Raw genomic sequence first — 22,621 nt, forward strand, 5'->3', positions numbered from 1 at the left:
CCCCTTCCCGTCTTCCATGGATAGTTACTGCTGATTCCAGCGGTCATAGGCCGCCTGGTAAATCGCAAGATATTTATCCAGATGCATTTTATTGAGTGTACTCACATAATTATCCCACTCATCAAGTGATTTGGCACCTGTAATGAATTTGACAACCTGTTCCTCGGTATATGCTTCGATATCTGTGGCATAGGTACTCAATTGGATATTCTCGTCCTCGGAGAAGTTCGGGATCATCAGCTTCTCATCGGCTACGAGATAAGGACGGACGACATCCTTATTAGCGATCATCTCAGGAAGTACAGCCGCGCTCTGATCGACCTTCTGTGTAACCCGCTGCGGTATCTGTCCGCCTTGGAAGATCGTGTAATCGGAGAGCGCTTCGTCTACAGTAAGGCCATCAGGGTTATTCGCGTATTCATCCTTCAATTTGTAGAATCCGTCGCTGTCGATCGTGTAGGTCACATCTTGGATCCCCAGGCGGGCCATGGCGGTCCCTTCTTCACTGAGGAAATAGTCCCCCCAGCGCAGTGTAGCTTCCGGATTCGGATTCTTGCTGGTAATGACAAAGGAACCGATATCCCGTACCTTCGGGCTGACACTTGTCCAATAGACATCGCCGTCGATCGCTCTCATGACCGGATTCTGCACGTAATCTCCGCGGTTCTTGCCCATCCATAGATTGTTGTTACCTTTGGCCACGTAGCCGATCCGTTCCTCATCCACCTTGGCTATAACCTGGTTCATATCCTGTGAGAACATCTCCTTATCGATCAAGCCTTCTGCCCAGAACTTGCTGAAGTAGGTCAGCATCTCCTTGAACTTCTCATCTGTGGCAATATAACGGACCTTGCCATTATCATCTACATCCATATAGGGTGCGATAATTCCCGAATTGCCGCCGAAGCCCCAGTTCCCGTAGAACGATTTGAAGAATTCGTTCCCGTTATTGGCTTTCTCCTTGTATCCGGAGAGCGGGATTTCATCAGCCTTGTTATTTCCGTTGGGGTCTTGTTCCTTGAACGCCTTCATGACCTGATAGAATTCATCCATTGTTGTCGGCATTTCAAGTCCGAGCTTGTCCAGCCACTTCTTGTTAATCCATGACGAACCAATGCGCCCGTCGGCTTCGCTGATATTGGGTAGGGAGTAGATATGGCCATCCGCCGAGGTGATCGATTTGCGAATCCCTTCATCCGCTGCCATCAGCGCGGATAAATTAGGCGCATAGCCGGCTTCGATCAGATCATCAAGCGGGATAATTTGACCCGCGGCCGCATACGAAGTGATGAGCTGTGGTGTCAGACCGGCCCGCATGACGAAGTCAGGCAGATCATTGGAAGCGAACAGAAGGTTTCGTCGCTCTTCAAAAGCGTTCTGTGGCACACTATCCCAGTCAATGATGACATTAGATTTTGATGCGTAGTCTTTTAATCCCGTATGTTGGTTCCAGTCTGTAACAAGCTCGTATTTGGCAACAAGCCCCTGGAGATGAATCGGCTTATCGGCGATAGGAAGGCCAGTCTTTGTAATATTGGCCGCGGTCTCTTCATCTTTGGCCGCAACGTCCGCATTTCCTTTGCTGGTCGTCCCACAGGCAGTTAAGGTGAGAAGCGACGCGATTTGCACGAGCGTAATCAGCAAGATAAGTCTCTTTTTCATTATCGTAAGCAACTCCTTTTATATGGTAACTTGTGAATTCGTTCTCTCGAAAGCGTCATCCCTTAAGGGCACCGATCATCATTCCTTTTACGAAATACTTCTGAAGGAACGGGTAGAGCATGAGGATCGGTACGCTCGATACGATAATTACTGCATATTTAACGCCTTCCGCGACGAGGAATTTGCTCGTGTCCATCTCGATGGAATCCATCATGACATTATCCGATTGGTTCATCACGAGAATCTCGCGGAGGAATAGCTGTAGCGGATACAAAGTCCGGTCTTTGAGATATATCATCGCCTCGAAGTAAGAGTTCCAGTGATATACGGCATAGAATAGAACGAGTACGGCCATAATCGGTGCGCTAAGCGGCAGCACGATGGAGAAGAAGGCGCGTATATTGCTGCAGCCGTCGATATAAGCCGATTCATAGATCTGCTCGTCTATGGTCGTCTCCAGAAAAGTCCTTGCAACAATCATGTTATAAACGTTGATTGCAGTCGGCAGGATCAAGGCCCACATTGAATTATACAAGCCGAGATCGCGGACGAGTAGGTACATAGGGACGATCCCTCCGCTAAAGAACATCGTGATCGTAAAGAACACCATGCAGGACCTGCGCCAAGGGAAATTCCGGCGTGACAGTGGATAAGCACCCATCATGGTGAGCGCGATATTGACGGCGGTGCCGATGACTGCATACAGAATCGTATTGCGATATCCGATCCAGATTTCGTGATTCATGAACACCCGCTGATAGGCTTCCAGATTGAACCCCTTCGGAATCAGTCCGACTTTTCCGGAAATGACCAGCTTGGGATCGCTGAGTGAAGCGCTGACTACATAAATGAGCGGGTAGAGGATAGCCAGCACCAGGATCCCGATCAGAATATAAGTAATAGTTAGAAATACGCGATCTCCCTGAGACTCCCGAATGCGCTGTGAAGCTGCTTCCATGGTTTTCCCTCCTTCTAGAACAGACTACTGCTGCTGTAGCGTTTGGCGATCTTGTTGGCGGCCAACAGCAGTACGATGTTAATGACGTTATTGAAGAGTCCCACGGCAGTAGAGAATCCGTAATCCATATTGATCAGACCTGTCTTGTAAGCATAAGTAGATATGACTTCGGACGCCTCAATATTGAGGCTGTTCTGCATGAGAAGAATGCGCTCGTAGCTGAGAGTCATCATTTTCCCCATCTGTAGAATGAATTGAATAACAATGGTCGGCATAATACAAGGGAGATTCACATGAATAATTCTCTTGAACCGACTGGCCCCGTCAATCTGCGCTGATTCATGCAGTTGGGGGTCCACTCCCGATAATGCGGCAATAAAGATAATCGAGTTCCACCCGCTATTACGCCATATATCAGAGCCGACATAGACTCCGGAAAAATAATCGGGAGAGGTAAGAAAGGGAATTGGAGCGATTCCAAACATCTCCAGAACATTGTTGATATAGCCGTTCTCTCCGGTGAGGAATAAATTGATTATCCCGACGAAGACAACCGTGGAAATAAAATATGGAGCGTAAGTGATCGTCTGAAATGTCTTCTTCAATCTTTCCCGTCGAATCTCATTGAACATAAGCGCAAGGATGATTGGTATTGGGAAGCTGATGAAGGTTTTAAGCAAATTGATAACTAACGTATTCTTTAAAATACGGGCAAATTGGAAAGATCCAAACAGCCGCTCGAAATTATCCGTTCCGATCCAGGGACTCGATGTGATCCCAAGAGCCGGGTTGAAGCGTTTGAATGCCAGCTGTACGCCGTACATCGGGCCATAACAGAAAATAAGAAAGTAAAGGATGACCGGGATAATGAAGATCAGGTAATCCCAGTTGTTCCGTATGCCTAGTTTCTTTCTGGCGGATTTATGGACCGAAGCAGGCGCCGATTTAGCCTTTACAGGCATAAGTTAAGCCTCCTTCTCCTTAGCAGATCATAGGTTGTATATTTTGTGGATCAGAACCGAGTCCGGCCGGAATCGCGTTTCTATGGCCTTGATATTAAAGAATCCGCCTGGATGGGGCAATCACCGGAATTTGGCTTTTGACGGCAAGGATTGATATTCAGCGTGAAATCGAACCCGGCAATTTTCGCAGTGAATCGTCTTTTTTTGCTATTTAGCTCAGATGAATTGATAACCCAGGTCAAAATTCGTATACTCGATATAATCTTTTTTGCATATTTCATCATGGGAAGTGAGTATGGTGCGGAAAGCCCTGCAATCGAAGCTGTATCGAAATTTTCTTGGCAGGTATTTGCTGATTCTGGCAGTGTCAGGTCTATTGCTGTTAATTACTAATATTATTTCTCTCTCTAATACCTATCATCGTCTGACGGAGAATACTCATCGATTCATGGCGCACATGACCGAGCTGTTGGATACCCGGATCCTTGATCTGCAGAAGCTGACCTTATCCGTCTCACATGACACCAGGCTGCTTCCTTATCAATTACACGAGCAGATCAATTACCCGTATTTGATTGCTGATGAGCTGGACAAGTTGAAAGCGCCTTCTTCGGAGCTTGATTCGATCGGTCTATTTTATAGGAACACGCCGTATAGCTCATTGGAGGATGTCATCTTTACAGATACGGGGATGTATACGGCGGAGAGCTATGTCCAGCTCATCTGCCGGAGCAAGATCGCACCGGAGAGCCTGCGTTCGCTGATGGAGGAGTTAAAGACGCCGATGCTGCTGTCCTCATTAACAAACGAGCATAACCAAGGGGGCAGGGATCACGTATTGTTGCTTCTAGTACCGTTGGACAGTACGCCTTATTCAAATGGAATCATGATCTATAAATTGAATTATGCGGCTATGATAGACAGCTTCCAGAGGACAATCGACCCGGCAAGCAGTCTGATTATTTTTGATCGCTACGGTACGCCGTTCATCTACCTGGACGGAAGTCCTGATTTGGATTGGAGAGAGCTGGCGCTTGCTGTCCAGAATTCGGAGCAGAGGTTCCGTGGATATCTTCTCTTGCAGGAAACCTCTGAGAAGCAGCAGTTCCATGTGGTGAACGCTACCCAGCGCAATGCTTATTTCCATGAATATTATGTTGCGCTTACGGTCTCGCTCGGAATTGTACTGCTGTCACTGGGACTTGGACTGGTGCTTAGCTTCCGCTCGGCCCGCAAGAGCTATGAGCCGATCCAGGAGCTGTCCAGCCGTCTTCCTTCGCTAACGGAGAGATCCACCGCTCATGATGAAGATGAACTTGCCCAGCTCACGCGTTATATCGAGCAAATGAGGGACGAGAGCATCAATATGTCTCATATGATGCATAATCAGGAGATATTGACTCGGAATCAGCTGCTGCTCGCCGTGTTAATGGGCAAATTAAATGTAGATAACACGACGCAGGCTAACCGCAGCGTGCTCCATAAGCTGCTTGGCAGCCGAGAATGGGGCAATGTGCTGGTGATTATGTTCGATGACTACAATTCGAAGGTGGGTAAAGAGCCGCTGAGCGAGCAATGGCTGTTAAAATACGCGGTATGCAATGTGTTTGAGAATTTGTCTGGAGAGCATGGTATTAATTATGCGCTGGATCTGGCGATCGATAACGGCATTGTAGGCATCGTATCATGGAATAAGGAGTTCGTAGATCAATGGGAGGAGCGAAGTCGGGCATTCGCAGCCCAGGTTCTGAAATTTATGGACAGGCACTTTAAACTTTCCCTGTCCTGTACGATCGGCGAACCTCAATCGGCGGCGGAATTGTACCAATCCTATAATTCAGCCACATCGTTGGCTGAGTACCGTATTTTTGCAGGCAAGCAATCGATCATCACCCAGTCGGAGGTCTTGCAGCAGCAGAAAATAGAGGGGCATATGGTCGGCGATAAACGCCAGATTACCGATATGGCGGAGGAATTACATGCTGCGGTATGCTCGAAGGATCCGGAGAGATTACAGCGATTGATTCAGGAACTGAAGGAGAGGTTCACTTGGCTGGAGGATGCTTCGACCTTTCGCCTAACTTTTCTGCAGATGATATTTACTTTGAATCAAATCGTGAACAATATCTCACTTTCCCACCGCGAAGCGATTAAGTATAAACTGGAGACGCTGGCTGATCAACATTCCGAGACAGTCGGGGAAGCCTGCGCCAATCTGCTTGATGTATCCCGCAGCATCCAGGACAGCCTTGGAGAGGATTCGAATGAGGACCGCCTGTATTCGTCAATGCTGAGCTATGTGGCCCAGAATTATGCGGATTACAATCTGAGTCTTTCGACGGTGGCTGAGCAGCTATCTTTGACGCCTTCTTACGTAACACGCTATTTCAAGAACAAGAACGGGCTTCCTCTTATGCAATATGTATCTAGAATTCGTATTGAGAAGGCTAAGGAACTGCTCGAGACGACCAACTTCTCCATCAAAGAAATTGTAGAGCAGGTTGGATTCGTGGATGAGAACAATTTCTCGCGGGCCTTCCGTAAACGTGAGGGGGTTTCTCCCACCAAATACCGCTCCGTCAGGCAGAATCTTTCGAGCTGATGCTTCATCTCACTATTAGACAGAGAGGCCCGCTAATGGCGATTCATTAGCAGGCCTCTTCTCAAATTATACAGTTCTTCATTGTGGAACATTGAATAGCGATTCATACGGCTCATGGCTGAGCTTAACCCTTAAGATAACTAAGCAGGATATCCTTCAAAATCAGCAGTTGTTCCTTCGGATCCAGGTCAGGCTCGACGGTGAGAATGTTTTTCTGAAGGGACAGCTTTCTTGCGAAATTCCCGAATGTGTTGATGACCGTTGTCAGTACTTTATCTACCGGAATATCGTTCCTTATGGAGCCGTCCTCCATCCCTTGCTGGATAATGGTCGAGAAGACGTCGGAAATTTGCCGATATATCTTATTGAAGATATCGATATCCTCGATGGGTTCTTTGTAGTAGGCGGCATAGCTCTCAAAATTTTCAAGCAGCTTCACATTGGAACTATCGTCGCTATTGAGTAGAGTTATGAAATCATCAAAGAGAAGGCTAATCTTCTCATAACAGGACACCTTCATTTCGGCGATTGTATGAAAGGTATGCAGTACCGTCTCCAGATTTCTTGTCGCCACGGCGACAACAAGCTTCTCCTTCTTCGGGAAGAAGCGGAATACGGTAGCTACGCCAACACAAGCTCGATCCGCGATATTCTGCATCGTCGTCTGATCAATTCCTCTTTCTTTGAACACTTCTTCGGCCGCTTCGATGACGAGCTGAATTCTACTCTGTTTCCCGCGCTGTAATTCGTTTCTGTGCCTCGTTTTCGGATCCATACGGAAGCCTCCAAAATCGTCGTTATCGTATTATTATAACGTTCCTCCATTTACTGGACAATGATGGATGTCTGCTACGAATTTAACATAGGGAAATTTTTATTTGGGATTTGCTGAGAATAAGCATTGACTAAATATAGGGTAGGGGGGTATACTATGTTTGTAATCAGGCCGCTCAATGATATGTACTATATGGTTATGGAATTGAGGAAAGATAATAATAACGCCATAAGTTATTGGCAAACTTTAAACAACTCAGGAGGGAATCGAAATGGAAAATGTATTGCTTAACGTGAAGGGAATGTCTTGCAACCATTGCGTCAACTCGGTGGAGGGTGCTTTGAAAGAGATCGGGGCAAAAGGAACGGTTGATCTGGAGAAGGGAACGGTTGCTGTAGAGTTCGACGAGAGCAAGCTCTCCCTGGACCATATTAAGGAAGCCATCGAGGATCAAGGCTACGACGTTGAGTAATAAAGGTAGTTCAAAAAGTCCCCTTTTGATCACGAAGTAACACTGAGAGCATATTCGACATCGAATCTTGAATTCAGCCGGGCCTTCCGGTGCTCACGTACCCAAAACGTACGCTCCGCTCCTCGGGCCCTAGCTTCATCCAACCTTCTCGGTGCTGAAAACCGGACTTTTTGAACATGCATTAGAGTATTATCCTAATTTTAAGCGGGTGATATAAATGGAAGGAACGAAACAGACATCCTTGCAGATAACGGGGATGACTTGTGCGGCCTGTGCGAATCGGATTGAGAAAGGTTTAAATAAGCTCGAAGGCGTATCGGAAGCGAATGTGAACTTCGCGATTGAGCGGGCGACAGTTACCTATGATCCAAGTGTCGTCGATGTAGCAAGGATGGAGCAGAGCATCCAGAAGCTCGGTTATGACACCATCAAGGAGAAGGTAGAGCTAGAATTAAGCGGCATGACTTGCGCAGCCTGTGCCACGAGAATTGAGAAGACACTGAATAAGATACCCGGTGTGAGTCAAGCGACCGTGAACTTTGCGATGGAGACCGCTCATGTGGAGTATAATCCGGCTGAAGTCAGCGTCCCCGATATGCAGCAAAGGGTAGAGAAGATAGGCTATAAAGCCTCCCTCAAGCAGGAGCAAGCGGATCCATCCGAGCATCGTAAGCAAGAGATAACCCGTCAGAAGCGCAAGTTGGTCGTGTCGGCGATCCTCTCCTTGCCGTTATTGTGGTCGATGGTGGGTCATTTCTCCTTTACATCATGGATCTGGGTCCCGGACCTTTTCATGAATCCATGGTTCCAACTGATTCTGGCTACGCCAGTTCAGTTCTATATAGGTAGACAGTTCTACATCGGAGCGTACAAAGCGCTTCGCAACGGCAGTGCCAACATGGATGTGCTCATCTCACTTGGTACCTCAGCAGCTTATTTCTACAGCTTATATCTAACGATTGCGTGGGCTGCGAACGGTGCCGATGTTCATCATGGACCATCGATGTATTATGAGACCAGCGCCGTGCTAATTACGCTGGTAGTCATGGGTAAGCTGTTCGAAGCCCTGGCAAAGGGACGTTCGTCGGAAGCGATCAAGTCGTTGATGGGCTTGCAGGCGAAGACAGCTCTAGTCGTCCGTGACGGTCAGGAGTTAAGCATTCTGATCGAAGAAGTGATTACGGGGGATGTCGTACTCGTTCGCCCAGGCGATAAAGTTCCGGTTGACGGCGTAGTGCTGGAAGGCATGTCGTCGGTGGATGAGTCGATGCTGACAGGTGAGAGCATTCCCGTAGAGAAGAAGGCGGGCGATACCGTTATCGGCGCAACCATGAACAAGAATGGCATGCTCAGAATTAGTGCGACCAAGGTTGGCAAAGAGACGGCACTCGCGCAGATTATAAAAGTCGTGGAAGAGGCCCAAGGCTCGAAGGCGCCGATTCAGCGTGTAGCTGATGTGATTTCCGGCATTTTCGTTCCGATTGTGGTTGGGATCGCGCTGGTTACTTTCCTTATCTGGTACTTCCTTGTCTCGCCGGGGGACTTTGCCGGTTCCTTGGAAAAAGCGATCGCCGTGCTCGTCATTGCCTGTCCTTGTGCGCTCGGTCTCGCTACTCCGACTTCGATTATGGCTGGATCTGGCCGTGCGGCAGAATTCGGCATCCTGTTCAAAGGCGGCGAGCATCTGGAGCAGACGCATAGGATCGACGCCATTATCCTGGATAAGACAGGAACAGTTACCAAAGGCAAACCTGAGCTTACCGATGTGCTGACAGAACGGAATGAGGCTGAGTTCCTAAAATTAGTTGGTGCAGCGGAGAAAAATTCGGAGCATCCGCTCGCTGAAGCGATCGTTGAGGGAGTCAAGGCGAAGAATATAGAGCAGCCGGGTACGGATTCCTTCGAGGCTATTCCTGGATTCGGTATCAAGGCTGTGGTCGAAGGCAGCGATATGCTGATTGGTACGCGCCGTTTGATGGATAAATTTAATGTAGACGCGACAGATGCTTATGCCTCGATGTCGAAGCTGGAGGAATCCGGCAAGACGGCGATGCTGGTCGCGATTAATAACGAATATGCGGGTATGGTGGCTGTAGCTGACACGATTAAGGAGAGCTCGGCGGCAGCGGTAAGCCGCTTGAAGGAAATGGGTCTCCAGGTCATCATGATCACCGGCGACAATGAACGTACGGCTAGAGCGATTGCCGACCAAGTCGGTATCGATCACGTTCGCGCCGAGGTATTGCCGGAAGGCAAAGCCGAGGAAGTGAAGAAGCTTCAAGCAGAAGGCAAGAAGGTGGCTATGGTCGGCGACGGCATTAATGATGCTCCGGCGTTGGCAACCGCAGATATCGGCATGGCGATCGGTACAGGTACAGACGTAGCTATGGAAGCAGCGGATGTAACCTTGATGCGCGGTGACCTGTCCAGTATTCCGGATGCGATCTTTATGAGCCGGAAGACGATGCGCAACATTAAGCAGAACCTGTTCTGGGCACTCGGTTATAACACCCTGGGGATTCCGATCGCAGCATTAGGATTCCTGGCGCCTTGGGTAGCTGGAGCTGCCATGGCATTAAGCTCGGTATCCGTTGTTCTGAACGCACTTCGTCTACAACGTGTGAAGGTACGAGGATAACTGATAAATAGAGAGCAGCAATAAGAGCTTGGAACTCAGTTAGGGAGGAGGTGAGAATATGCAAGAAACAACAGTTAAAGTTGAGGGTATGAACTGCGGTAAATGCGCGAAGAAGGTCGAAGGTGCGCTTGAAGCGATTGGTGCTGAGGGACAGGTAAACCTTGAAGAGCACACCGTGAATGTAAAATATGACTCATCCAAAGTGGGACTTTCAGATATTAAAGCAAGTATTGAAGCGAAAGGCTACCGCGTAGCGTTGTAATCATAAATAGAACCCTTGCTGGTCATAGTATCTTCCGGATACTTTAACCGCAGGGGTTCTTTGGCGTTCCATAGATGATCGATGCGTGCTCTCTAGAATGTGATGATAATATTGTAAAATAAGACAGACAGCTGTCACTTGCAATGTGGTATAACTACATCAAGAAAACAAAGGAGTGTTAGCCATGGCAAGTTACGAGTATGCATCCAAACAGGACCTAATTGATACGATTCATTCCCGTTACATACAGCTTGATGCTGAGTTTGATGAAATCGAGAACAGCCAAAAGGACAGGCGCATTCCTGAAGTGGACAAGACGCCTGCGGAGATCATCGCATACCAGCTGGGCTGGCTATCCCTCGTTATGGGCTGGGACAAGGATGAGCGTGAAGGCCGGGAAGTACGGATGCCCGCGCCGGGTTACAAATGGAATCAACTTGGCGGATTGTATCAGTCTTTTTACGATGAGTACTCCTCTAAGTCCCTGCCAGAGCTCAGATCCTTATTCCTTAAGAAGGAACAGCAATGGTTGGAATGGATCGAGACTCTGACGGATCAGGAACTATTCACGCAAGGTGTCCGTAAATGGACGGGAGACAAAGAAAACTGGCCGATGGTCCGTTGGATTCATATTAACTCGGCGGCCCCATTCCAGAATTTCCGCTCCAAGATTAGAAAGTGGAAGAAGTACACTACATAGAGCGGCTCGACAAAATTAATGCATTAAGTCCGGCGCATATAGGCACGCACGGTTAACGGCGCAAAGATCAGGACGATCACCGCAGCGCCGATCAAGGAAATTCCCAAGTCCCAGCCGACAGTGCCAGTGTTGGCCAGATCACGTACGGCCGTTACCAGATGCGAGATCGGATTGAACTTCACGAACCACTGCAGCCAGTTCGGCATCGTCTCCACCGGTACAAAGGCGTTGGAGAGGAATGTGAGCGGGAACAACACGATCATCGAGATTCCCTGTACGCTTGAGGCTGTGCGGGCAATGACGCCAAAGAAGGCGAAGATCCAGCTGATCGCCCAGGAAGAGGCAATGACGATAATCCCGGCAAGGGCGACATACTCCAGGCCTCCGCCTGGACGGTAGCCCATAATATAGCCCATCACAAAGGTCAGCACGGTCGCAATTGTATAACGGATCGTATCAGCGAGCAGCGCTCCTGCGAGCGGAGCAATCCGTGCGATCGGCAGTGATTTGAAGCGGTCGAACACGCCTTTGTCCATATCCTCGCGTAGCTGGACGCCGGTCACGACGGAGGTCGTGATCACGGTCTGGACGAGAATACCGGGGATAATGACCGGCAAGTAGCTGGCTACATCGCCAGAGATCGCCCCACCGAAAATATACGTGAACATTAATGTGAACAGGATTGGCTGCAACGTGACGTCGAATAATTGCTCAGGCGTACGGCGGATTTTGAGTAGTCCGCGGTAGGCCATCGTAAGCGAATTACGCAGCGATTGCATGAAGCTGGTGTTGTTTTTTAATTTGCGTTCAGATACAGCTTGAATGGAAGTTCTCATACTGTCGTTCCCTCCATGGTTTTGGATTCATAGGCTCGTGCAGTGGCATCCTCCGCCGCATCAGTTGCCCGTTGGCCGGTGATCGTCAGGAACACCTCGTCGAGAGTTGGTTTCTGTACGCTCATCTCGGAGAGAGTGATTCCTTCGCCACGGAGTGCGATCAGCAGATCGGTGACGAGATCAGCATTCGCCATCGGCGCCGTGATCTCCCCGGCTTCCGAAGATATGCTCGACGGCACCTTCAGCACCTGCTCGATCATACGGCGAGTCTTCTCGATGTCTTGCGCATGCTGCACCCGTATATGCAGGGAGGAAGTTCCGACGGACATCTTCAGTTCATCGGCAGTGCCTTCGGCGATGACCCGTCCATAATCAATTACGGCAATCCGGTCAGCCAGTTGGTCGGCCTCTTCCAGATACTGCGTCGTCAGTAGCACGGTTGATCCCGTATCTACTAACCGGCGTATCGTATCCCACATCTGGGAACGCGTACGTGGGTCGAGCCCGGTAGTCGGTTCATCGAGGAAGATGAGTGGTGGCTGGGCGATCAGGCTGGCAGCCAGGTCCAGTCTGCGCCGCATGCCACCGGAGAAGTTTTTGAGCGGACGCTTTGCCGCCTCGGACAAGCCGAATTCCTCGAGCAATTCCACTGCCTTAGTCTTTGCCTCTTTACGCGAGAGGCCGAGCAAGCGCGAGAAGATGATCAAGTTCTCGGTAGCGCTGAGCGACTCGTCGACGGAAGCATATTGTCCCGTTACGCCGATCAACTGTCGTACAATCTGCGATTCCTTGACCACGTCATGACCGAAGATCTTCGCTGTTCCGGCATCCGGACGCAGCAGCGTGGCTAGCATACGAATCGTCGTTGTCTTGCCCGCTCCGTTAGGTCCAAGCACACCATAGATCGAACCTGCGCGTACATTTAAATCCACACCATCCACCGCACGATTATCTCCAAATACTTTGACCAGACCACTTGCCTCCACGGCCCAGTTACTATTAGTCTCTTTGTATTTCTGTCCCAATTTAATTTCCTCCAATCCACAACATATAGATTCAGAAAGCTTGCTTCCCTGTGCTAAAAACCGTACTTTTTGAACCCTTAATTGTTATCGTAACCGGATCATATCACCGCTTTTTAAACAGAATGTAAACAATGAAAAGTTGAATAAATATAAGACAATCATCTTTTTTGTCCATTGACAATGATAATCATTTTCAATGATAATGGATTTGGATTATAAAATATGGTAATGCCATAAGCGGATCTGGGGCTGATCGAATCTCCGGATCATTAAAATATAGAGGGGGAAGTAATCAGGATGGGGGACCCATTGGAGTTGTATGATGTTACGATCATTGGAGGCGGACCCGCAGGAATGTATGCTGCTTTCTACAGCGGCATGCGCGATATGAAGACGAAGCTGATTGACGCGAATCAGGAGTTGGGTGGAAGAATGCTGTTGTATCCAGAGAAAATGATCTGGGATGTCGGCGGAGTAACTCCAACTTTATGCGGTACGCTGATTAAGCAGTTGGCTCAGCAGGCGCAAACCTTTGACCCTACGATCGTCCTCGGTGAGCAGGTAAGCGAGTGTGAGCGCCAGGAGGACGGTACCTTCCTCTTAAGAACGGCGTCGGGCCAGGTTCATTGGACGCGTACTGTCATCATGGCTATCGGCTATGGTATTCGTAAGATGGCCAAGCTAGAGATCGAGGGAGCGGATCGGTTTGAGGTAACTAACCTGCATTATACGGTACAGGAGATAGAGGCATTCCGAGGCAAGCATATCGTCATCTCGGGCGGAGGAGATTCCGCGGTTGATTGGGCTAACGAGCTTCAGTTGGTCGCTGCATCTGTAACGATAGTGCATCGGAGGAATGAATTCGGAGGACATGAACGAAATGTGACCCGCATGCGGGAATCGACTGTAAATGTCCTTACTCCCTATGTAGTAGATAAGCTGCACAGTCAGGACGGGAACCTCATTAATCAGGTAAGCATTACCCATGTAGAGAGCGGTCGATCTGAAACTCTCGATGTGGATGACGTGATCGTAAATCATGGAATGAGGAGCGACTTCGGGCCTGTCCGCGATTGGGGCTTGAATATTGGAGAATGGACGGTGAACGTAAATACCCGGATGGAGACGACTACACCAGGCATTTTTGCAGCCGGAGATTTCGTTGATTATGACAACAAGGTTAGACTTATCGCCGGGGCCTTTACGGACGCCGTCCTGGCTGTAAATAATGCCAAACTGTTCATAGATCCAGGAGCGGAAAAGGTGGCTTATGTGTCGTCGCACAACAGCCGCTTCAAAGAGAAGAATCGTGCGCTTGGTGTCATTGAAGAAGACAGGCATTGAAATACTATTCTTTAAACGGGGGCTTGGCGTTACGAACGCTGGGCTCTTTTTTAGGTTCTCCAAAGGGTATGATTTCTGTCACATGACAAAAGTGATGACAACACTCACTATTTTGTCGAATCACAGTATATTACTATGGAATATATAACGATGATTATCGGATTACATTTGCCATTACAGTTTAGACTGGGTGGAGTTAGATGTAGTAGGATTGTTTGATATTTCAGAGGAGGAGAGTACCTGGAATATGATCATGTTGATAACCATGGTAACCGATGCTGTTATGTTGGCGAATGTCGAAGGAAATCTTGCCAGCCAAGTATTCGAACTTAAGGAACCTCCGAGTCATTATGCGAAACCGATTGTTCTAACTCTGAAATTTGATCCAGAGAAGATTGGACCGGGGAAGCAGGCTGCTGTACATTATTTCGATGAGACGAATAAGGTATGGAACGAGCTTGGAGGACAAGTGAATGGTAGCCTGATTACAGTCCGGATCGAACAAATGGGGAAATTTGCTGTACTGGCCGTACAGAATCAAATGCAGGCTATGGAGTGAAACTGCTTTCAGACAACATACTTAAAGTAGGCAAGAGACAAGGAAGGCAGGTTATCTCTTTGGGGACTGCCTTCTTTGTTGTCGATATGGTATTTAATCAACACGGTATAATTCAGGCGAATTCAAATGATATAATGATTAATATTTCCCAGAACGATGAGAAGCTGCAAGGAGGATAGTGAAATGATCGAGTTACTGGGCTACGAGACAATCGGCAGACTGAGCAGCAATGAGGAGGTTGTGTTGTACCGATTGCGTTGTCCTTCGGACGGACAATATGTGATCGCCAAGACAACTTGTGAAGAATATCCGCAGCAGAAGCTCACAGACTCCTTCCAATATGAGTTTGACCTTCTCCATAAGCTAGATGGGAGAGGGACGGCAAAGACCTATGGGCTGCATATGCTGAAGAATCGGCCTGTTCTGCTTCTGCGCGATGATGGGGGCATCACGCTCGATCAATTCCTGCGCTCCGGCAGCAAACCTTTGGATTTAACGACTTTTCTCGAAATCGCTATAGAGATCGTCCGATCCCTGATGGTTCTTCAACGCGAGAATATTATACTTCATGAGATCATTCCCCTTTATATCTATGTGAATCCGTCTGCGAAGTCCGTCAGATTCATTGATCTTCGCTTATGCTCGACCGACCTGAATCAGAGTCCGCTCTCGATAAGGAGCCGCCCTGAATCGGTATTGCCGTATATGTCACCTGAACAGACCGGAAGAACGGGGAGAAGAGCGGATTTTCGCACCGATTATTACTCACTTGGAATCACATTATATGAACTGTTATCGGGCAGCCTGCCCTTCGATCTTCAGGATGTATCGAATATTGTCTATCGCCATATTGCCCGCACGCCAGAACCTTTGCATCCAAAGTATCCCTCCATACCGGTAACCGTATCAGATATTATCGCAAAGTGTATACAGAAGACTCCCGAAGCCCGCTACTCCAGTGCATATGGGATCAAGTATGATCTGGAGGAGTGTCTGTTCCGCTATCAGGCCTCTGGAAAGATCGATTCCTTTGTTCTAGGCAGTCATGATGTTCCAGAGCGATGGAGCGGCCCCATAAGTTACTATGGACGGCAAGCGGAGCAACAGCAGCTATTGGACGTATTAGATCAGGTATCCGAGGGAGGGGCGCAAGTAGTATTGGTGCAAGGGGAGTGGGGGATAGGAAAGACATCTTTCGTCCAGCGGACAATTCTAGATCATGCATCTCATGAGGGATTCTTCGCCCAGTCCAGGTTAGCCTCTAATCCGTCGGCATCCCCTTTTGACGTATGGATACAACTTATCGATGAATTACTTAATCGGCTGTTCATGGAGAGAAAGGTACAGATTGAGATTTGGAGACTTCGTATATTAGAGGTATTGGATGGCTTAGGTCAATTGCTAGTTGATCTGGTCCCAAGACTTGAATTGTTGATCGGCGAGCAGCCTCCGGTACTTTCGCTACCGTCACTAGAGGCGCAGCAACGGCTCCATATGCTGATGAACCGATTTATCCAGATATTCGCGCAGAAGGGTCACCCGTTGGTCTTATTCATGGATGACCTGCAGTGGATGGATGAAGCTTCGCTGCAATATCTGACCCATTTATTAAATGATTCCGAGTTGAAGCATATGCTAGTCATCTTGGCTTGCAGGGATATGGAAGGCTCCGCAGCCGATTCTGCAATGCTTCTGGAAGGTCGGCTGAAGTCGGCATATGTGAAGAGGAGTCATATTCTTCTACGGGGGCTTGATCGGGTCGCTATACAACAATTGCTCAAAGACACGATCCACTATGATGCTTCCCAAGATGAACGGCTGGTTCGCACTTTGTTCTACAAGACGGGAGGCAACCCGCTATTCCTGCAGCGTCTTCTACAGGATTTGGTCTCGGAGAGAAGAATCTTTTTTGATGAGGAGACTCGTGGCTGGTGCTGGGATCTTCCGTATATCGCGGGTATGAATGTTCCGGGAAATGCAAGCTCTTACGTGAGGGATAAAATGAAAGCCCTCTCAAAGCAACAAGCCAGTATATTGGGACAAGCGGCCTGTCTTGGGAATGGATTCAGCCTGGAGCTGCTCAGCTTTATCACTGGACGGTCTTTGGAGGAATTTAAGGAGATAATGGATTTTGCCAATCAGGAGCATTTCATCCATATTTCCGATGATGGGCAAGGATATCAATTTCTCAATGATTACGTAAGGCAAGAAGCCTATGAGTTACTTCCCGAGGCTGAGCGTCAGAAAATACATCTGCGATTCGGCCATTATTTAGTAGAACAATTGCATAATGGAGATGAATCCGATGTATTTACAGCGGTGAATCATTTGAACAAGGCGCTGGAGCTGCTTAATGAACCTAAGCAGAGAAGACAAGCGGTGGAACTGAACCTGCAAGCGGGCCTGAAAGCCAAGCAAGCTACGGCTTATGAGACAGCGCTTATTTATTTGCGTAATTCGTCTAGTCTGCTGACAGAAGAGAGCTGGGATAGCGATTATGCGCTGACTTTTCAAATTTATCGTGAAAGGGCAGAAGCCGAGTTTCTCTGTTCTCATGTGGAAGAGGCAAACCAATTGTTCAGCCTGCTGCTTCATCATGCGGAGAGTTCTCAAGATAAGGCGCTTGTATATATGATTAAGCTCCAATTAGAGGCATCCAATGATAATCATGAAGAGGTCATATCTCTGGGCATGAGAAGTCTGGAATTACTAGGTGTGAAGCATACCTTTGAACCCAGCACAATTGGACTCATCCTCCGCCTTCTAAAGGTGAGCCGGATGCTTCAGCAGCATTCGCCAGAGACCTTGCTTCAGCTGCCAGCCATGACTGATGAGGCCCGCAAGGCGGCTATGATGACATTGGTATATACAAGCAATGCCTGCTTCCATGTGAATCAGAAGAGCTGGGTCTCTTCCATCTGCACGATGATCGAGATGACATTGGACTATGGAATGACCCCGGAGGCTTCCATTGGCTTTACAGGCTATGCGCTGTTTCTTTACTATCAATTTCAACGTGATGAAGAGGCTTTTAAATGGGGGACGCTCGGTTGTAAGTTGGCGAAGCCTTATCCTGCGCTCTACGCCAAGGCGCTTACTTCCTTCTCACTCTGCTTCGATAGCTGGCGTCAATACGATCCAGGACTGCTTGATATTTTTTGTGAATATGCAGGGAAGGTCGGGCTAGAGTCCGGGGATCTATGGCAGGGCAATCAAAGTGTTCTGATCAATGGGGCAATGCTGCTGAACTATGGGCATCCGCTCGGGGACATCTATGAAAGTCTGCTTGCCCACGCCGGGGATTTCATGAGACATAACAACAGCTACCACTTGAAGCTGACGGCGGTATTTACCGCTCTGCTCGCCCGTCTGACAGGTTATAGATCAGCGGAGGACCCTTTTGCACGAATCGATGTGTCCAGCAGCGAGTTCGCTCATGGTGATGAGCTCCATGTGATCCAGGAGCTGGTCTATATTTATCAATACGTGAGCGGATATGTGCTAGGAGAATATCAGCAAGCGGAGGAAGCGCTGGGTCAGGCAGCGGTTATTGCGAGAGCTCGTTCTAAACAATTCGATCATATACTTCAGGATACTTATGAATCATTGGTGTGGGCTCAGTTATACGAGCAGGCATCTGTATCTAAGCAACGGCAATATAGAGCAGGTATACACAAGCGTTTGAAAAAATTGAAGAAGTTTGCCGATCGCTGTCCTCACAATAATCTGCATAAATACCAGTTGATTCGAGCTGAATGGTATCGGATTAGCGACAAGTTGCATCTGGCGGAAGAATGGTATGAGCAGGCGATCGAAACCGCACGTAAGTACGGACATACTCATGATCTAGGCATGGCAGCGGAGTGTTACGGCCAATATTGGCTCCGAAGAGATAGGCTGCAATTGGCGAAGCTCCATCTATCGGTGTCCTATGATGCATACAAGAAATGGGGGGCGGCTGCAAAGTTATCTTCTATGGAGCGGCAATACGGCTATTTGTTGCCAAGAAGGCAAGAACTGGGCTTAGAGAATATCGATTATATATCTGTTATGCAGTCGGCGCAGGCGATATCCGGAGAGATGGAAATGAACCGTCTGCTTCATAAGCTGATGAGTATTATGCTGCATAATGCTGGTGCAGATTCAGGAGCGCTCTTATTTGATCACCATGGACAATGGGTGATTGAAGCCTACGGAACCCCTGAGGATCTCCAGATCGAATCTATCCCGTATGAGGAGGATTTGGCTCCTATTCCTGCAGCTATTATTGGCTATGCGGCTAGAACCAAGGAGGAGATCGTGCTTCATGACGCCGCGAAGGAAGGCATGTTTGCGCGGGATCGCTATGTCCGTGACCAGGGACTGAAGTCGGTCATATGCCTGCCGATCATGTATCAGAATAAATTGATCTGTCTGCTCTATATGGAGAACCGGCTATCTACCGGTGTATTCACCCCGGAGCGGCTTGATATATTGAAGCTGCTCGGCTCGCAATGTGCAATTTCCATTGCTAATGCCGGGCTGTATACCGGGATCCAGATTCTTAAGGACAGTCTGGAGGAGCAGGTTGCTGAGCGAACTAGCAGTTTGGAGCAATCGATGCATGAGACAGCTGTCGCACTGGCCGAAGTGTCGATCTATGAGGACCGGAACCGAATCGCTCAGGAGATCCATGATATTGTCGGCCACACGCTCACTTCAACCATTTTGCAAATTGAGGCGGGCAGGCGGTTGTTCTATAAAGATGCAGAATCCGCTTCAGAGCGCTTGAAGGAAGCGCAGGAGCTGGTCAGGCATAGTCTGAATGAAATTCGCGGAGCCGTTCATATGCTGAAGGAGGACAAGCATGCCGACTTCATGCCGATTCTAAGGCAGCTGATTCGTGATACGGAGCGCAATACGGGAGTTGTGATCCATGCTTCTATTTACGAACCGCCTGAGCTATCCCAAGCTCAGAAGAAGACGATCTATCACGCTCTTCAGGAAGGTCTGACGAATGGAATCAGGCATGGAGGGAGTACGGAGTTTCACTTCAGCCTGCGAACAGTGGGCTCTAACATCGAGTTTAAGCTTAAGGACCAAGGTCTAGGGGCAGAGCATATCAAGATGGGCTTTGGACTGAAGGCGATGAAGGATCGGGTCGAGCAATTGGGGGGAAGCCTTGTCGTTGATATGCAGTTGAATCAAGGCTGTGAGATCGTGATAAATTTGCCTTACGCATCGCGTTGGATTGGAGAGAAGGTATGAAGAAGATTTCAATAGTGATTGCTGATGATCAGATGCTGACACGGGAAGGCTTACGGACGATTCTCGATCTTGAGGATGATCTTGAGGTCATTGGTGTAGCCAGAAATGGCCAGGAAGTCTGCGAAATGGTGGATACACTACAGCCGGATCTCGTGCTGCTCGACATTCGTATGCCGGTCATGGATGGAATTAGTGCGCTGAAGCGAATCAAGCAGAATCATCCCGATGTATTTATTCTAATTCTGACTACTTTTATAGAGACGGATTATATTGTAGAAGGCTTGGCTAATGGGGCGAGCGGGTATATGCTGAAGGATATGGATGCGGATAAAATGATTGCTTCAATCCGTGATACCGTATCCGGACAATTCGTTCTACCCGCAGCCGTCGCAGCGAAACTGGCGGCACGGATGAATCGGTTCAATGAGGAATATGAGCAGTGGCAAAGATCGACCCTAGAGCAAATTAAGCTAACGGATCGTGAGGAAGAGCTGGCTCACCTGATTATCAAAGGTTTGAATAATCGTGAAATTGCCGATGCACTGCATATTGCCGAAGGTACCGCCCGGAATTATATCAGCAATCTATACAGTAAGTTGGAGGTTGTGGATCGGGCGCAGGCGATCGTTCGCCTGCAGTCCATTATTTGATGGACTATCTAATCTAACAAGAGTATTCTGGAGGAGTGTATGTGGGGATTTGGACGGTGTATGATGAAACTTTTTACAGAATCAGGTATATTTCCGCGGGTCCCCGACTATATTATAAGAGTGTGTTTCAAGCACACTAGTTGCAGGCTTCGAAATGACCTCAAAACGGTTCATATTGTTGTTACAGGTGCTAAACATAAAGACTTGAATCATTCTTTACAGGGAACAGGTAATAAATCCAAATTAGTACAGTTGCTTATTTAAGCGAATTGAACTATAATGAGAGTAATTGGAATTTTGGCCTGAACTCACATATTGTAGAGGGTTATGATTTTAAGTGCATAGCCTTGTGCAATATGTGATTTTTATTATTTAAACGAATATAGAGGTCATATAATTAAATTTTTGGAGGTAATATTCATGGAAACAGGAACAGTTAAATGGTTCAACGCAGAGAAAGGCTTTGGTTTTATCGAGGTTGAAGGCGGCAACGACGTATTCGTGCATTTCAGCGCGATCGTTGGCGATGGCTTCAAATCTTTGGACGAAGGCCAACGCGTTGAGTTCAACGTAGTTCAAGGCAACCGTGGTCCACAAGCCGAGAACGTTGTTAAGCTGTAAGCTTATCTAAAGATAATATGCCCCAGACGTACAAGTTTGGGGCATTTTATTTTATCAGCTAATCATTCCAGATGAGAAAGAGAGGGATGCTTCGTGTACAACTCGAGAAAAAAGCAAGCGGAAGAAATTCCAGAGGAGATCACGGCCATTTGGTCTTGCACGAATGATGATTGCAACGGTTGGATGAGACGCAACTTTGCTTTTTTGAATCACCCTACTTGTCCTCAATGTGGGTCTACCATGGCGGAAGATGAGCGGATGCTCGCAGTATTGACCAATACCAGCTTCAATCATCACGGTTGAATGAAGTAAGCTAAGAAACATGGGGTAGAAAACTATATGATGAATTTTTCTTTATGAACTGACGCTCGGTACAATGCCGGTGTCAGTTTTTTGTTATCTGCATACTCCTTATTTGTTAGGACGATCTACTGTGAACATATGTCTTGTCATTACAGGTGTCTAGGGTATAATGGGCCATAATGGTCTTGCATCACTATAATGGGAGGCTAATGATAATGCATACAAGACACAGTCTAATCAATCAATTAGCGGCGGCCAATATCGATCGCCAAGGCACTCTGCTCGTGCATTCATCCATGAAGAGCATTGGTGAAGTAGATGGAGGAGCCGATACGGTGCTGGATGCACTAAGTGAATATATGCAGGAGGGGCTGCTTGTTCTTCCGACACATACCTGGTCTTACATTAATGCGGATAATCCAAAGTTTTATGTGGAGACCTCCCCATCCTGCGTCGGCATTTTGCCGGAATTGTTCCGGGGGCGTGAAGGCGCGATTCGTTCTTACCACCCGACACATTCGGTGGCGGCTCTGGGCGAGGATGCAGCCGAATTCGTAGCCGGGGCGGAATTATGCGATACGCCTTGCCATAGGGAATCCCCATGGGGCAAGCTGTTGGATCGCCAAGCGACGATTATGCTTGTGGGTGTTGATCTAAGACGCAATACTTTCATTCATGGGATCGAGGAATGGGTGGACATACCTGGCAGAGTTACGGATAGTCATGAGCAATTATTCGTTGTGCTTGGTGATGGAACGGAGATTCCGGTGCCTTCACGACGTCATTATGGACTGTCATGGTCGGAGCATTTCTGGAAGGTAGAGAAGATTCTTGAACGGGAAGGGGCAATCCGCAAGATCAAGTTCGGTGATGCCGTCACCTGGATCTGTGATACCGTGCAGATGACGGACATACTGACGAAGATGCTGCATGAGAATCCGGACTTATTCTCGGATAATGAGCCGCTTGCCGATGAACTTGTACACTTGCCCTAATCGGGAATTT

18 protein-coding genes are annotated in these 22,621 nt (G+C 48.1%); 12 read left to right on the forward strand and 6 right to left on the reverse strand.

The genetic code is table 11. The features are described 5' to 3' along the window. Positions 1-24 precede the first annotated feature (24 nt). Genes EI981_RS02040 through EI981_RS02050 form a run of 3 tightly spaced genes read right to left on the reverse strand, consistent with a single transcriptional unit; the run spans position 25 to position 3,582 of the window. Positions 25-1,662, reverse strand: coding sequence for a type 2 periplasmic-binding domain-containing protein (locus tag EI981_RS02040; RefSeq protein WP_126994980.1), 1,638 nt, complete (start codon positions 1,660-1,662; stop codon positions 25-27). 55 nt (positions 1,663-1,717) lie between these two features. After that, positions 1,718-2,620 (reverse strand): carbohydrate ABC transporter permease, encoded by a 903-nt coding sequence (locus tag EI981_RS02045; RefSeq protein ID WP_126994982.1) that lies wholly within the window; start codon positions 2,618-2,620, stop codon positions 1,718-1,720. A 14-nt stretch (positions 2,621-2,634) separates the two neighbouring features. Further along, a complete protein-coding gene (locus EI981_RS02050; RefSeq protein ID WP_126994984.1) occupies positions 2,635-3,582 on the reverse strand; it encodes an ABC transporter permease in 948 nt (315 codons plus the stop codon). Positions 3,583-3,877: 295 nt separating this feature from the next. Between EI981_RS02050 and EI981_RS02055 the strand changes: the two genes are divergently transcribed. Next, a complete protein-coding gene (locus EI981_RS02055; RefSeq protein ID WP_126994986.1) occupies positions 3,878-6,184 on the forward strand; it encodes a helix-turn-helix transcriptional regulator in 2,307 nt (768 codons plus the stop codon). 124 nt (positions 6,185-6,308) lie between these two features. Here EI981_RS02055 and EI981_RS02060 read toward each other — a convergent pair whose 3' ends face one another. After that, positions 6,309-6,959 (reverse strand): TetR/AcrR family transcriptional regulator, encoded by a 651-nt coding sequence (locus EI981_RS02060; protein ID WP_126994988.1) that lies wholly within the window; start codon positions 6,957-6,959, stop codon positions 6,309-6,311. Between the two features lie 271 nt (positions 6,960-7,230). On the opposite strand from EI981_RS02060, the gene EI981_RS02065 reads away from it, so the two are divergent. The 4 genes from EI981_RS02065 (at position 7,231) to EI981_RS02080 (ending at position 11,031) form a co-directional block, all read left to right on the forward strand. After that, entirely contained in the window at positions 7,231-7,431 is a 201-nt protein-coding gene (locus tag EI981_RS02065) for a copper ion binding protein (protein ID WP_068779339.1), read from the forward strand. Between the two features lie 217 nt (positions 7,432-7,648). Beyond that, the gene (locus EI981_RS02070; protein ID WP_126994990.1) at positions 7,649-10,069 is read left to right on the forward strand and encodes a heavy metal translocating P-type ATPase; all 2,421 of its coding nucleotides are present in this window, start codon (positions 7,649-7,651) and stop codon (positions 10,067-10,069) included. Between the two features lie 58 nt (positions 10,070-10,127). Beyond that, the gene (locus EI981_RS02075; protein ID WP_126994992.1) at positions 10,128-10,331 is read left to right on the forward strand and encodes a cation transporter; all 204 of its coding nucleotides are present in this window, start codon (positions 10,128-10,130) and stop codon (positions 10,329-10,331) included. A 184-nt stretch (positions 10,332-10,515) separates the two neighbouring features. Then, a complete protein-coding gene (locus tag EI981_RS02080) occupies positions 10,516-11,031 on the forward strand; it encodes a ClbS/DfsB family four-helix bundle protein (RefSeq protein WP_126994994.1) in 516 nt (171 codons plus the stop codon). A 23-nt stretch (positions 11,032-11,054) separates the two neighbouring features. On the opposite strand, the gene EI981_RS02085 is transcribed toward EI981_RS02080, so the two are convergent. Further along, positions 11,055-11,867 (reverse strand): ABC transporter permease, encoded by an 813-nt coding sequence (locus EI981_RS02085; protein WP_126994996.1) that lies wholly within the window; start codon positions 11,865-11,867, stop codon positions 11,055-11,057. Beyond that, positions 11,864-12,892 (reverse strand): ATP-binding cassette domain-containing protein, encoded by a 1,029-nt coding sequence (locus EI981_RS02090; protein WP_126994998.1) that lies wholly within the window; start codon positions 12,890-12,892, stop codon positions 11,864-11,866. The genes EI981_RS02085 and EI981_RS02090 overlap by 4 nt, the downstream gene beginning before the upstream one ends. Positions 12,893-13,189: 297 nt before the next feature. On the opposite strand from EI981_RS02090, the gene EI981_RS02095 reads away from it, so the two are divergent. From EI981_RS02095 to EI981_RS02125, 7 genes are all read left to right on the forward strand, one after another. After that, positions 13,190-14,236 carry an NAD(P)/FAD-dependent oxidoreductase gene (locus tag EI981_RS02095; RefSeq protein WP_126995000.1) on the forward strand — a complete coding sequence of 349 codons (1,047 nt, stop codon included), beginning with the start codon at positions 13,190-13,192 and terminating at the stop codon, positions 14,234-14,236. A gap of 247 nt (positions 14,237-14,483) precedes the next feature. Beyond that, on the forward strand, positions 14,484-14,795 hold the full coding sequence (locus tag EI981_RS02100) for a hypothetical protein (RefSeq protein ID WP_126995002.1): 312 nt from the start codon (positions 14,484-14,486) through the stop codon (positions 14,793-14,795). Between the two features lie 183 nt (positions 14,796-14,978). Continuing rightward, positions 14,979-20,042, forward strand: coding sequence for a BREX system ATP-binding domain-containing protein (locus EI981_RS02105; protein ID WP_126995004.1), 5,064 nt, complete (start codon positions 14,979-14,981; stop codon positions 20,040-20,042). Then, entirely contained in the window at positions 20,039-20,692 is a 654-nt protein-coding gene (locus EI981_RS02110) for a response regulator transcription factor (RefSeq protein ID WP_126995006.1), read from the forward strand. The genes EI981_RS02105 and EI981_RS02110 overlap by 4 nt, the downstream gene beginning before the upstream one ends. A 420-nt stretch (positions 20,693-21,112) precedes the next feature. Continuing rightward, entirely contained in the window at positions 21,113-21,313 is a 201-nt protein-coding gene (locus EI981_RS02115; RefSeq protein WP_068779348.1) for a cold-shock protein, read from the forward strand. 93 nt (positions 21,314-21,406) lie between these two features. Then, the gene (locus tag EI981_RS02120) at positions 21,407-21,616 is read left to right on the forward strand and encodes a cold-shock protein (RefSeq protein WP_126995008.1); all 210 of its coding nucleotides are present in this window, start codon (positions 21,407-21,409) and stop codon (positions 21,614-21,616) included. Positions 21,617-21,831: 215 nt separating this feature from the next. Beyond that, positions 21,832-22,611 carry an AAC(3) family N-acetyltransferase gene (locus EI981_RS02125; RefSeq protein ID WP_126995010.1) on the forward strand — a complete coding sequence of 260 codons (780 nt, stop codon included), beginning with the start codon at positions 21,832-21,834 and terminating at the stop codon, positions 22,609-22,611. Positions 22,612-22,621 lie beyond the last annotated feature (10 nt).

The sequence above is a fragment of the Paenibacillus lutimineralis genome, from assembly GCF_003991425.1.
GTDB classification, from domain to species: domain Bacteria; phylum Bacillota; class Bacilli; order Paenibacillales; family Paenibacillaceae; genus Fontibacillus; species Fontibacillus lutimineralis.

Bases quoted from the DNA above. Each gene is read 5' to 3' on its own strand.
- EI981_RS02065 (WP_068779339.1), top strand. From the start codon at position 7,231: ATGGAAAATGTATTGCTTAACGTGAAGGGAATGTCTTGCAACCATTGC.
- EI981_RS02110 (WP_126995006.1), top strand. From the start codon at position 20,039: ATGAAGAAGATTTCAATAGTGATTGCTGATGATCAGATGCTGACACGG.
- EI981_RS02040 (WP_126994980.1), bottom strand. From the start codon at position 1,662: ATGAAAAAGAGACTTATCTTGCTGATTACGCTCGTGCAAATCGCGTCG.
- EI981_RS02055 (WP_126994986.1), top strand. From the start codon at position 3,878: ATGGTGCGGAAAGCCCTGCAATCGAAGCTGTATCGAAATTTTCTTGGC.
- EI981_RS02125 (WP_126995010.1), top strand. From the start codon at position 21,832: ATGCATACAAGACACAGTCTAATCAATCAATTAGCGGCGGCCAATATC.
- EI981_RS02070 (WP_126994990.1), top strand. From the start codon at position 7,649: ATGGAAGGAACGAAACAGACATCCTTGCAGATAACGGGGATGACTTGT.
- EI981_RS02060 (WP_126994988.1), bottom strand. From the start codon at position 6,959: ATGGATCCGAAAACGAGGCACAGAAACGAATTACAGCGCGGGAAACAG.
- EI981_RS02045 (WP_126994982.1), bottom strand. From the start codon at position 2,620: ATGGAAGCAGCTTCACAGCGCATTCGGGAGTCTCAGGGAGATCGCGTA.
- EI981_RS02085 (WP_126994996.1), bottom strand. From the start codon at position 11,867: ATGAGAACTTCCATTCAAGCTGTATCTGAACGCAAATTAAAAAACAAC.
- EI981_RS02115 (WP_068779348.1), top strand. From the start codon at position 21,113: ATGGAAACAGGAACAGTTAAATGGTTCAACGCAGAGAAAGGCTTTGGT.
- EI981_RS02075 (WP_126994992.1), top strand. From the start codon at position 10,128: ATGCAAGAAACAACAGTTAAAGTTGAGGGTATGAACTGCGGTAAATGC.
- EI981_RS02080 (WP_126994994.1), top strand. From the start codon at position 10,516: ATGGCAAGTTACGAGTATGCATCCAAACAGGACCTAATTGATACGATT.
- EI981_RS02095 (WP_126995000.1), top strand. From the start codon at position 13,190: ATGGGGGACCCATTGGAGTTGTATGATGTTACGATCATTGGAGGCGGA.
- EI981_RS02050 (WP_126994984.1), bottom strand. From the start codon at position 3,582: ATGCCTGTAAAGGCTAAATCGGCGCCTGCTTCGGTCCATAAATCCGCC.
- EI981_RS02105 (WP_126995004.1), top strand. From the start codon at position 14,979: ATGATCGAGTTACTGGGCTACGAGACAATCGGCAGACTGAGCAGCAAT.
- EI981_RS02100 (WP_126995002.1), top strand. From the start codon at position 14,484: ATGATCATGTTGATAACCATGGTAACCGATGCTGTTATGTTGGCGAAT.